Origin of the sequence: Microcystis sp. LE19-131.1A (assembly GCF_027532015.1) — a bacterium.
GTDB classification, from domain to species: Bacteria; Cyanobacteriota; Cyanobacteriia; order Cyanobacteriales; family Microcystaceae; genus Microcystis; species Microcystis ichthyoblabe_A.
The window spans coordinates 25,259-38,061 of the sequence record NZ_JAPZSS010000122.1 but is presented as its reverse complement, the minus strand read 5'-3'; the positions used below and the strand labels follow the sequence as shown (position 1 = coordinate 38,061).

The 12,803-nt window shown below is 38.6% G+C and carries 7 protein-coding genes; 3 read left to right on the top strand and 4 right to left on the bottom strand.

What is annotated here, in order from left to right; all coding sequences use genetic code 11:
- Positions 1-283 precede the first annotated feature (283 nt).
- Entirely contained in the window at positions 284-6,421 is a 6,138-nt protein-coding gene (locus tag O9323_RS10500; protein WP_288125067.1) for a translocation/assembly module TamB domain-containing protein, read from the top strand.
- A gap of 82 nt (positions 6,422-6,503) precedes the next feature.
- On the top strand, positions 6,504-6,995 hold the full coding sequence (locus O9323_RS10495) for a GNAT family N-acetyltransferase (RefSeq protein ID WP_002735254.1): 492 nt from the start codon (positions 6,504-6,506) through the stop codon (positions 6,993-6,995).
- Here the strand turns inward: O9323_RS10495 and O9323_RS10490 are convergent.
- Positions 6,975-7,121, bottom strand: coding sequence for a hypothetical protein (locus tag O9323_RS10490; protein WP_154663910.1), 147 nt, complete (start codon positions 7,119-7,121; stop codon positions 6,975-6,977). The genes O9323_RS10495 and O9323_RS10490 overlap by 21 nt on opposite strands.
- 223 nt (positions 7,122-7,344) lie before the next feature.
- On the opposite strand from O9323_RS10490, the gene O9323_RS10485 reads away from it, so the two are divergent.
- On the top strand, positions 7,345-7,848 hold the full coding sequence (locus O9323_RS10485; protein WP_288125066.1) for a hydrogenase maturation protease: 504 nt from the start codon (positions 7,345-7,347) through the stop codon (positions 7,846-7,848).
- Here O9323_RS10485 and O9323_RS10480 read toward each other — a convergent pair.
- From O9323_RS10480 to O9323_RS10470, 3 genes are all read right to left on the bottom strand, one after another.
- A complete protein-coding gene (locus tag O9323_RS10480) occupies positions 7,775-9,457 on the bottom strand; it encodes a mechanosensitive ion channel family protein (RefSeq protein WP_288125065.1) in 1,683 nt (560 codons plus the stop codon). The two genes, O9323_RS10485 and O9323_RS10480, sit on opposite strands and share 74 nt — an antisense overlap.
- Before the next feature lie 3 nt (positions 9,458-9,460).
- Positions 9,461-10,558: a saccharopine dehydrogenase family protein gene (locus tag O9323_RS10475; RefSeq protein ID WP_288125064.1), complete on the bottom strand. Its 1,098-nt coding sequence runs from the start codon at positions 10,556-10,558 to the stop codon at positions 9,461-9,463.
- An 89-nt stretch (positions 10,559-10,647) separates the two neighbouring features.
- On the bottom strand, positions 10,648-12,087 hold the full coding sequence (locus O9323_RS10470) for a sensor histidine kinase (RefSeq protein ID WP_024970281.1): 1,440 nt from the start codon (positions 12,085-12,087) through the stop codon (positions 10,648-10,650).
- Positions 12,088-12,803 lie beyond the last annotated feature (716 nt).

The window sequence follows — 12,803 nt, the reverse complement described above, 5'->3', positions numbered from 1 at the left end:
AACTGGTGGGTTGATCAATATTAATTCGGTTAGCTGTTGAAACTGGCGAGATGTTGGCGAATTGTCGAAAATTTTAGCCAGCCATTCGAGTCTTAGGCTAAGATGGGGAGAGAGGCTTTTAATTGACCGCAGCCCTTGACTTCCTCACAGGATTTAAGCCCAATAATTGCCTAAAAAATGGCAATTAATCGATTGAGGGCTATCAGTGCCGCGGTGAATTATCATAGTTCATTAGATCTGGTGAGCCGTTGCCCTTTCTTTGGTGTGTGTGAGGTAAAAAATTATGAGTAACTCCCCTGGTGATCCTTCTCCTCGTCCTAATCTTTTTCTGAGTCTTGGTCGATTTTTCCGTCGCCCTTCTACTTTAATTGTCGGGGGAATTACTCTACTAGGACTTACCTCCCTTGGCTATTTTATGACTCGTTATTTAGTTTATGAACGTCTCACCCCGATTTTAGATAATATCTTCAGTGAAATGCTGCATAGACCCGTCAGGGTAGGTAAGATAGAGGGTTTTTATTTTAATCGCATTCGTATCGGTAAATCGGAAATTCCAGCTACGGCCAGTTCTGCCGATAGTTTATCTATTGATGTGATCGAATTGGGATTAAATCCGCTGCCCTTACTTTTAGGTCTGCCGCTGCCAGTTGATGTCAAGTTAATCAATCCCAGTATTTATCTCGATCAGGATAAAAATGGTCAATGGCTCGATAATTTAGAAAAAATAGCTAGTAACTTAGATCGGGAGGCCCCTATTAAGTTAAATCTGGGTGTTCAGGTGGAGAAGGGAGATATTACTATCCAACCCTATGCCCTGAAAAAACCGATAGAAATCAAGGCCGATGGTCAGGGAAGATTCATCGATAATCAAAGGCAACCTCTCACCTACGATTTTAGCGCAGAAATTCTCAAAAGTCAAGTAAAAATTCAAGGAGAAACGGCGTTAAAAACGGGCGAAAGTCAAACTAATCTTCAGATTGATAGTTTGAACTTAAATGAACTATTAACTTTAATTCCTCGGAGCAATTTCCAATTAAATCAAGGACAAGTAAATGCTAATATTGCTCTCAATATTCCCAGTTGGGCAAAGCTAAATCAAACCGAAGGAAATGGCAATTTTCAGGTGACAGATTTGGCGGGTAAATTCCAACCTTTCCAGTATCCAATTAAGCTAACAACTAAGTTAAATTTACAGGGAGATAAAGTATTAGTCGAACAGGCGACCGCAAGTATTGGCAAGATTAAAACTGAGGTGAAAGGAGAAGTAAATTGGCAAACTGGTTATCATCTCAAGGTCGCGCTAGAATCGGTGGATTTACAACAGCTTTTAAGAATTATTTATCTGCAATCACCTCTAGATTTACGGGGAGAGGCACGCTCTACTTTTCAAGTGACGGGAAAATTAGATCAACCTCTAATTAAAGGAACCGTTAGCAGCAGCAAACCGATTATTTTTGAGCAAATTCCCATTCAATCAATAACCAGTAATTTCCAAACAAATCTCAATAGTCTTAGTTTAGACAAAATTCAAATTAAACCCCTCGCAGGTGGAGAAATTAAGGGAGAAGGAAAATTGCAGTTAAATATTCTGCAATCCCTGCAAAACAATCAACCTCTTGACGGGACAAAAATGCCGATTAATTTGAATTTACAAGCAAATTTTCCCACAAGAAAAATTTTATCTCAATTGGCCACAATTCCCGCTCAAATTAATATAAGCGATCTGCAAGCTAATATTAAAGCTAGAGGGAGTTTAGGACTGCCCCAATTATTAATTAATTGGCAAATACCCAGGGTTAATCAGTCAGGATTAATCAATGTTGCTGGGGAGGGCAAAGTATTTTTAGGAGGCAACAAAATCAATTTAACCGATACGGTCATTAAAACAAATACTGGCAAACTACAGGTTAATGCTAATAGTGATTTTACTAGCAAATTAGTCCAAGCAAAAATCACGGGTAATAACTTTTTATTGACTCCTTTTGTGCCTATCTTTTGTCAATATGTAGATATTATTTGCCCCTACTTAGAAACCTTAGAACCCTTAAGTTTAGAGACAGCTAATATTCAAGTTAGTGGCAAAATTGATCAACTCAATGTTAATACTTTAAACGGAATTGCTAACTTAAGAATTAGCGGTAAACAAGGCACAATTTTAGTCAATAGTCAAGTATCGCAAGGAAATTTTCAGGCTAAAGCTGTCTTAGCGGGATTGCCGATTAATTCCCTATTGCCTAACTTACCAACTCAGGTTAAATTAACGCAATCGCAAATTAATTTACAGGGTTATTTAGGGGAATTGCTGAATAATAAAAATAATATTTTCAGCAGTTGGCAAGGTCAAGGGAATATGGAGTTATTAGTAGATAATAATCCTTTAATTGCCACAGCCAAACTGAATCGAGGTTTCCTGACAGGAACAGTTAACACCGGGGGAATTAGTCTCAATCCTCTAGTGGAAAATTTAACAGTTCCCGTTAGTTTAGGCAGGACAAAAATCAGCTTTGCTGGTGGAATAAATTCTCTGATTAGTGGTACTTTAACGGATTTAAAAACTTGGCGCGGAGAAGGAGATATACAGTTATTTGTCAATAATCGATTTTTAAGAACGACAGCCCAACTGGAACAAGGTATTTTAAGCGGTATAATTAATACGACTGGGATTAACTTAAATCCGTTTTTACCCAAGATAAATATTCCTGTTAGTCTAGGAAAAACCCAAGTCAATTTCACTGGTGCAATCAATAATTTACTAGCGGGGAAAATACCAAATCTGTCCACCATCAATGCTAGAGTAAATACTCGCTTGTTAGTGGATAATAATCCGATTAATACTGATATTCAGTTAAACAAAGGTATTTTTAATATTCTCGGTAGTTTAGAGCGTTTTCAGACTAATATTCCCCTAGCGTTGAATATTTACCAAACGAAGTTTCAAGCAACAGGAAATGCCCAAACTATTTTCGACTCTCTGCTAGAAAAACGACTGAACTTAAGCAGTATTAAAGCAGTTTTTAACTCTCGTATTAATGTAGCTAAAGGAGAGATTAAAGCTAAGGCACAACTGAATAATAATTTCTGGCAAAGTGATATTATTGCCGCTAATCTTGATCCCGCTGTCCTACTAAGGCAATTGGGGGGAGTAAAATCAATCTCGATTCCTAACCTAGATTTTAGTGCCAATTTAGCGGGAAATATTAAAGAAATTTGGCAGGGAGTAACACCAATTCAGATTAATAATCTTTCGGCACAGTGGGGAGAAAATAGCTTTAATGTGCGAGGAAATATTCTTTTAGCTAATCTTACCAGTCAACCCGATATCGCTGAGGTTAACTTAAATCTACAGGCAAAAACCGACCTTGCTGCTGTACCGCTAACTCAGATTATATCGCTTTTACCGATTGATTCTAACCTAAAACCCAAAGAATCGACACTAACAGGGATCGGAGAATTTCAAGGACAAATCACGGGAAAAAATCTCTTAAGTGCTTGGCAAAAAGTGGGAAATATACGAATCAAAGGAGATATAAATTTAGCTAACTTTAGCATTAATGAGCGACTCTTTGAACCCCTACTAGAAGGAACAATTCAAGCAGGAATCGGTCAAAATATTAGTTTAAATCTGCGGGGAAATCAGGACATTATTGACCTAACTTTCGATCCTTGTCAACAAAATAATTGTCTGCTGCCCTATCTTCCCTTAGGGATAAATATTCGCCAAGCTTTTGGAAATAAAACTCCTTTTTTAGCAACAGCTAAACGAAGCGGAGAAAATTTAAATGTTCAGATTGCCGATTTTCCCCTAGAAATCCTGAAAATATCTCCGACGGCAGCCTACAATATTCTGGGGATTATTACTGGCCAATTGAGTGCTAATTTAGACATCAATTTATTTAACCTACAGGGTGAGGGACAACTAGAGATTAATCGACCTAGTTTAGGTAACTTAATCGGGGAAAAATTAACGGCAAATTTGGTTTATCGGGATTCTATAGTTCAACTGCAAGAAGGTAGTTTACAAGCGGGTGCAAGTCAATATAATCTGCAAGGTTTATTTAATTGGCGAACCCAAGAAATAGAAGCTAAACTCAGGGTAGATCAAGGTTATATTCAAGATTTATTATCAGTTGCTAGTATCTATGATTTAACCAGTTTAATCAACTTTTTCTCCTCTGAGAATAACCCAGCTATTCAACTTAGTCCCCTAGGAGTAGGTAATCCCGAAGCTTCCCTAGCAGAACAGGTAAATTTGCGGGCAAAAATTGAAGAAATAATCCAGCAATTAGCAGGGGAAAGGGGGGTAGTTGGGATACCGTCTGAACTAGATTTTCGTGGTCGTTATCAAGCAAATATAGCTTTAACTGGGACTTTAAAAAATCCCGATCTTAGCGTACAATTTCAGGGCAATCGATGGGAATGGCGACCCCAAAGACCGACAGTAAATATTGTTAAACCTCTCGGAATTGTCACCACCGATACCCAATTAATTCCCATTGATGAAGTAACAATTAATCTTAACTTAAATCGTCAGTTGCTCAGGATAGAACCGATTAGATTAAAATCACGAGATTCTTCCGTATTTTTAGCGGGTGATTTTTCCTTAAAAAAAGTAGAGGGGACTTTTGCCGTGGAAAATCTTTCTCTCGATCTCTTGAGAAATTTTGTGCAGTTTCCCTTGGATGTATCTGGTAGTCTAAAAACTCAAGGTCAAATTACAGGAACTTTATTAAATCCTCGTATTCAGGGTAACTTTGGCTTTATTGATGGTGCAATTAATGCCCAAAATATTAATCAAGATATAATTGGTTTATTTACCTATAATCAGTATCGTTTTGATTTGCGGACAACCTCCTCCGAATCAATCCAACTCTATGCCAGCATTCCCTATCCTCCCTTACCGAGTAATGATCAATTAAAAATCCAAGCAAAATTAGGAACCGATGCACTCAAATTAATTGAAGCTATCAGTCAAAACGCCATCGAATGGGTTAAAGGTGAGGGAGAGGTGGTTCTTTCAGCGACGGGAAGATTAGATATAAAAGAAGGCTTAAAAATAAAAGATTTAGAAGCAAATGGTATAGTTACTCTCAATAATGCCGCTATCCGCAGTGTTGCTTTTCCAGAGATTTTAACCGTAAATGGCCGCATTGGGTTAACCCCTGAAAGCTTAACAGTAGAGGAATTACAAGGCTCGATCGCTGACAGACAAATTTCTGTGGTGGGAGTTTTACCTTTCTTTCAAGCCATCAAAAATAATCCTAATCCCTTAACAGTTAATATTCAAGAGGGAGATATAGCAATTAATGGTCTTTATCGGGGATTAATTGCTGGGAATGCCATGGTAACGGGAACAATTCAACAACCAATTATCGGGGGTAATGTACGTCTTTCTCGGGGTAAAGTTTTTCTTCCTCGCACCCCAGAAATTAATCAAGAAACGGATAAACCAGTGAGTCGCTGGCTGCAGCCTCTCAACATTCCTCAGACGACCAATATTACTCCAGTTTTAAATAATTTCCAAGTGTCTTTAGCGGGATTATCCATCGAACAAGAACCTTTGTATCAATTTGATTTTAGTGGTGCTTTAACCTTGAACGGTTCGCTCACTTCACTGGAGAAATTACAAACCAATGGAGTGATTAATCTCGATCGGGGACGGGTTAGCTACATCGATACTCGTTTTCTTCTTAACCGACGCAATCAAAATGTTATTGTTTTTGATTCTAGTCGCGGGTTGGGACTTTTTAATCCCTTTGTTGATATTCAACTGCGAACAATTCTCAGCGAATTTTCTCAATCTCGCGATTTTGCTATCTCCCGTCCGGGGGGGGATTTTCCTAGTAATGAAATTCCCGATGATAGTCTGAATCGCATTCAAAGGATCGATGTCACCCTCAGCGTTGAAGGGGAATTAAACCGCTTGCTACCAAATTTAGGCCGTAATATTAATGAAGTGTGCCAAATTCATCCCAATAGTCCCCCTTTTCCCCTAGAGGAAAACTATACAAATGCAGAATTACAAAAAGCTGCTAATTGTTTACAAGGAGTGGCTTTTGCTAGAGGTGAAGATGAGGGATTGCTTAATACTCCCCTAGTTAAATTAACTAGCACTCCCCCCCGCAGCCAAGGGGAAATCGTTCGACTGTTGGGGGAACAATTGCTGTCGGTTTTTAATGGTTTACAGGGGAAAAATACAGAACAATTAATTCAGTTTGGAGTGGTTCAGTTGGCGATTCCCCTCTTAGCTCAAGGAGTCGTGTATGATGTGGAGAATGCGGTTAGTAATGCGATTGGAGCAACGGATTTTAATATTCTTCCCAATTTGGAAACCGTCTATCGAGTTAATTCCCAGTCTTTTATCCGCTTCTCCTACGATTACAATTTGAATGAGTTTACCGTCCGCTATCAAACTCAATTTTAAGGTAAGATTGAGAGATATAGGAGAGTTCAGAAGTTAGGAGACAAGGGAAAATTAGGTTATACTTCATCTTACTTGATATTCTATGATTATTCGCGAGGCTAAAGAAACAGATTTACCAACAATTATCGAGATTTATAATGCCGCTGTTCCCACTCGCAAGGCAACCGCAGATTTAAAGCCTATTTCCCTCGAAAGTCGGCGAGAATGGTTTAAAAAGCACGATCCTGAACAGTATCCCATTTGGGTAATAGCGATCGAAGGTCGGGTGGTGGGTTGGCTAAGTTTACAGATGTTTTATGGTCGTGTCGCTTACCAAAAAACGGCAGAGGTTAGTTTATATATTTCCCCCGATTATCAAGGTCGTGGAATCGGTAAATTATTAGTAGAATATGCCCTGAATTGCTGTCCGAAATTGGGTATATCTAATCTTATCTGTATTATTTTTGCCCACAATCAGGCCAGTATTCGTCTCTTTGAAAAATTCGGCTTTCAACGATGGGGTTATTTACCCCAAATTGCCGCTCTAGACGATTTTCTGGCTGATGTGGTCATTTTAGGGAAAAAAGTCGCTTAAATAGGCAATTCTCCCCATAGCTAGACTAAATTCTAGACTTAATTGAATATCAGTATTTTCTGGTTCGCCTAGAGATGATTTCTGGGTGAGAGAAAAGAGATAGTATTTATGGCTCTTCCTTAGCATAATTTTTTCCTCATCAAGAAACTACTATCAAGGCTTAAGTTTTCTTACCAGACTCAGTTAATTTATCGATTAGGTCAAGCTTTGTATCGAGAGCATCCCAGATATCCTATACTTATTTTACAGCGTTTCTGGTCAAGACGAAGTATAACCTAATTTGGTATCGACCATCGACTCCCCAAAAAGGAAAACTTTGTACATCATCATTAAGATAACTGCTATGACCATGAATAATTTTAAAATACTGCTCATCGGCTATGGTAATACTTTAAGAAATGATGACGGAGTGGGAGTGAGAATAGCCGAAATTATTGCCGAGGAGAATTGGTCTAATCTAGAGGTCATCGCTACCCATCAATTGACTCCTGAGTTAGCGGCCGATATAGCTGATGCTTCTCTAGTTATTTTTGTTGATGCGGTATTATCTAATCAAACTGATATCCAGATAGAAAAATTAGCGGCAGTTACCGAATGGAATAATTTCGGTCATGCAGAAAGTCCTGCTTCTTTATTAGCATTAACTCAAGCAATTTATCAACAAACTCCTAGGGCCTGGGGAATATTTATTCCTGCTATTAATTGTGAATTTGGTGAAGAATTATCAACAATAACTCAAAAGGGCTTGACAAATGCGATTAAAACTATTAGGAAAATTATTACTTCTGAGGATTTGACTGAATACCAAAAGCAGGACTTTGATAATCTTCCGACAGATAATTTTCAGGAATAGTGCTGTGATTGCCATCCCGGAGAGCCTTGTAGTGAGGAGACATAATTTCGATACCGACTTCGTTACATTTATCCTGAATATTTTGGTGTAATTCAGAATAAATATACACCATTTTGTTAGGATGATCGGTGTAGGCATTTAGCTGATAGCTGACATAAAAATCATCGAGACTGGTTTGCAAGACAAAAGGAGCAGGTTCTGAGACAATAAATTGGGTGGCTAAGGCTGCTTCTTTCAGGGTTGCGTGAACCTTACGCCAAGGTAAATCATAACCGAGAGTGACTGTGGTTTGCAAAATTAAAGGCTGTTTGAATTCCCTTTGAGAGACACTAAAGTTAATCACATTAGTGTTTAACAGCGATGAATTAGGAATCGTGATAATTCTATTAGCTGGTGTGCGAATACGGGTGACTAATAATCCTTTTTCAATCACATCTCCAATAACATCACCAATAGAAATTTTATCTCCTAGTTGAAAAGAGCGGGTATAGATGAGGATAATTCCCCCCACCACGTTAGCAATAGCAGAGGTGGAACCCAAGGAAAATAGTACCCCTAAAAATACCGACACCCCCTGAAAAGCAGGAGAATTAAATCCGGGTAGATAGGGAAAAGCGATGACTATAGCTAAGGCAATTATCAGCAGTGACAGTAAATTATAGGTTGGTTTTGCCCAATCGGGATAGAAACCATTAATTACTAAATTTTCTCTTTCCAATCCAGTGAAAAATGGTTTAATTGCTCTCAACAGATAGTGAGTTATAAAAATAATTAGCAGTATGATAAAAATACTGGGTAAATATTTTGCTATCTCTTGGGAAACAACTTCTAAAGCACTAAAAAAGTATTGCAGAAAACCATCACCAAATTTTCTAGTCCAGGGAAAAAGACGAAGGACAAAAGTTAAATAAAAATAGAGAATAGTTAAAATAATTAGAGTGCGGATAAATTGCAAAACTCTTAGGGAAAAAATTCCTATTGTCTGGGAACTAATAATCTCAAAATTTTGGAATACGACCCCAGGAACTAGGGAGGTGATTAACCTCTGAATCTGGGGAAAAACCCGCGAAGATATAAAAATTATTACCCAGAAAATTAAGACCGTGGCCAAGGTAGCACTTACCGTCAAAACTGCATCTTTTAAGAGGTTATCCGGTTGACGTTCTTGACGATAACGGACAATGGCCGCTTTAATCTTTGCTAAAGCTCGTTCGGCCAATACTTCTTGACTGACCGCCTGTAATTTGGCATCTTTAGAAGTAATAGTAGCAATAACCGTATCTTCCAAAATAATCGAAGGGTTTTTGTCTTCAGGATCAATTTTTATAGTTAAATCTTCAGGAGAAAGAGCATCGTCATCGGCAATTTTTTCAATTCTGTCTGTAATCGATTTCGCTCTTTCTTGCGCTGAAAAAGAACCTATTCCCTGCCGAATCGTAAAAAGTTCTTGATTATCAAGCATGACGGGAAAAACTTCTCCCAAAGTTTCCAGGGGTGTTTCCTGTCCCTGTTTAGCAGGATTATTCTGGGCTGCTATCATGAAGATAGGGGATAAAGTCAGTAACAAAACTAAACAAAACAGTCCTAGGTAACGCCAGATTTTTTTCATCTTCTAAGCCACAATTGTACAGGAGCGATCGAGTTTAATACCTCTTTTTTTCATCGTAGCATGGAATAGTTCTGTGGATAACACCTGTTCCACGGGATAAATCCCAGCTTTTTGGAGTTTTGCCGCTAAGATTAATTCTGCCACGCTGCCAGTTCCCCAACCCGCTGCTTGAGCAGTATTCTCGTGAACCATAGTTGCTTGATAAACTGCTTTTTGCTGCCCTTGCCATCCGACGACTTTTGCCAACATTGCCACCCCAATTCCCGAAAATTTATCGGTTACTTCTGTCATGCGATAACTAACTTGGGAAAAAAACTCAATTCCCCGATAACTTTCTACCCAAGCATCGGGAAAAATATGGGCAGTAATCCAAGTTAAATGATTATAAAAATCGGGAATAGAACCAAATTTTGTAATCACATTTTGCACTGGAAAAGATTCGGCAAAAGTATAGGTTTCTGGCATATCAAACCAATAAACACCAGTTTTACCCAAAGGAGCGGGAAAGTCAATTACTTCTCTGGCAGTATAGGGTTTAATCTCTTGCCATTGTCCCTCAATCCAAGCTAAAAAAGGCTTTTTGAGACCGAGAAAAGTTGTCCGCATCACAGTTAATCCCGCACCTCCTGAACCGGCTACGGCATAATTTAAACGGATAGTTTCTACCCTATCTAACTGTTCCACTCCCTCCCGCACTATACTATTAGAAATACCAGGAAAAATTCCCGTATTAACCACGGCAGTTATTCCCGCTTTTATCGCTAATTCTCGATAGGGAATTAACTTTTGATAAAAAGAACGATGATCACTAACATCAATATAATTGACTTTTTCTTCGATGCAAATTTTTACTACCCTGCCATCGCGATAATGAAAGGGACCGGCACAATGAATAACTAAATCACTCTTTTTAATTGCCTGTCTAAGCTTGTCTATTTCTTCTAAATCTAAAGCCAAAAACTGCATTCTTGGCAGTAATTTAATCGCTTTTTCCTTGCGTCCAGTGACAATAATTTTAGCTGCAGTATGATTAATAATATCTAGGGCGACACTTTGACCAATGCGACCAGTGCCACCTAAAATTAAAACAGTTTTTTCCATGGCAACTATTAATAATGTTTGCCCTAGTATAGCATCCTCTTGGTAAGTTTGCCTATTTTTTGAGATGAAAATTTTAGAATAATCACAACTTATTTAATGCGTCCGAGGGGCAAGAAAATAGTTAAAATCTCACCTTCTTCGGGTTTTTCACGCACAATCAATTTACCTCCCAAAGCTTGAAAAAGGTTTTTAGTCACCTTCATATTCAGACTTAAACTACCGGTTTCTGGTTGAAACATTAGGATTTTTCCCAAAGCTTTGAGGGTAAGATTAGGTGATTTTATTTGAGTTTGAAACTGCATTTTTAATTGATTTCCTGCCGTTGATATATGTACTTGCAACAGTCCACCACTAGCCATACTGCGAGTACATTTTTCCACGACTCCATTTAACATTTGATCCAATAAATTCGGGTCGCTAATTACCGAAGGCAATTTTTTCGGTACATTAACTTCTAAATTGACATTGCGCCGTTTAGCCTGTTTTTGCCACCGAGGAATACTATCTTGAAAGACTTTTTCTAGAGCAATTGGAATTAATTGAATTGGTTTATCTCCCAGAGGATTAATACCCAATTCTGCGGCTCGGAAAATTAATTCCATGCGCTGAATTTGTTCACTACATTCTAAATCGATTGTTTCTAAATATTTTTCTACATCTTCCGTTACTTTGGCCCGTTTTAACAATAATCTGGTAATGGTGCGAATGGTGGTTAAAGGGGTGCGAATTTCGTGGGTTAAAGCGCGCAATAATTCCAAATCACAACCCGATTCTAAATTAGAATTATCTTCCTTTGGCGGAGTGATTTCGGCATTGATAGGCGATTTCGTTTTTTTCAGGTCTAAATTAGGCTGGTTGGGTAAATTTTGCAGTAATTGGCGACTAAATTGGCTAACTAGACGATAATCCGGCGAGGGACTGCCATTAGCCTCGATAATTGCCTCTAAAGTCTCGATTTGCGGATAACGCAGATTAACTAATCGTTGCCGCAACTGCTGCCAAGCTTGCTGAGTGAGGACGGGATCAAAGGAAAATTGAAAAGAGGACAAACCCCACTGATCCTCGCCTAAAACCAGCAAAAGAGCGAAACTTTCGCTAAAAACCAGACAAAATCTTTCATTAGCAATCGGATCCGTTGGCAAGAGAGGCAATTCATGAATCTCTGTCGGGGAAATATCGGCGGCGGATTTTTCCTGAGAAGGCAATTGCAAACCCAGCCATTGTAAATGTTTTAAAGCTTTAACGGTAAAAACACCGAATTTAAAACCCGTTAAAGCCTTGCTTTCTCTGACTAAAGCCGTCGGACCGGAGAGAATTAAACCCCGACTGGCGGCATTATTTGGGTTTTGTAATAAGATATTTTCTAAAGATGCGATCGCTGCGAACCATTCACTTTCCGCTTTCAGTTGCGAGCGCTTGAGCCATTCTGATAAATTAGGATAAAAAGCATTGGGGGTGAAAGTTTCCCGGTCCTGATGGTCAGTTGGCGGGAAAATATCGCTTAATTTCGGTAAAGACCCCTTTAACATCGTCTTCATCACTGACTAGATACAAATTCCTTACCTAGAATATTACCCCCGTTAATGCCCATCCCATAACGGTAAAACCGAACTCTATTGGCAGTGATATCCGCGTTTTGATAACAGTTATCTTAATGGTGAGGTACAAAGTTTTGCTTTTGGGGAGTCGGTCGTCGATAGCAAATTAGGTGGCTCTTCTGGTTTCTGTGTGGAAACGAGGTCTATACTGATAGTCTCTTCGACAAAATAGTCCTAAAAGTGTTACCCGATAAGTATTTCACGATTCCATAAGCAAAAATTATCACACAAAGTCGAGAAGAGCCATTAGGTTACACTTCGTCTTGATCGGAAAGGCTGTCAATCGGCTTAATGATTTGTAATATAGGTTAGTCCAGTTGATTACCTATGCTGGTTGTGGGTTTAGTAGCTCAATTCAACCTCGATAAGTCTAATATTTAACTACACCTCCCGACTTATGTGTTTTTTTGTTACATTTAAGTATTTTTTTTGTTTATCTATGGTTATCATAGAGCGAGTTAAATTGTTCCCAAATGATTTCTCTAACTAACCGATCTTTGCTCCCAAACCCTTTGTCCTTGACATTACGTCAATAGGAGGAACCATCGGCTCTTGGTTTGCCTGTTTAAGTGTTGCTTTCAAGCTAGGTAAACAGTTGAGTAGTGGTAACTTTCGAGCAATAGTTGGGTTTGGTTATTGACTATATT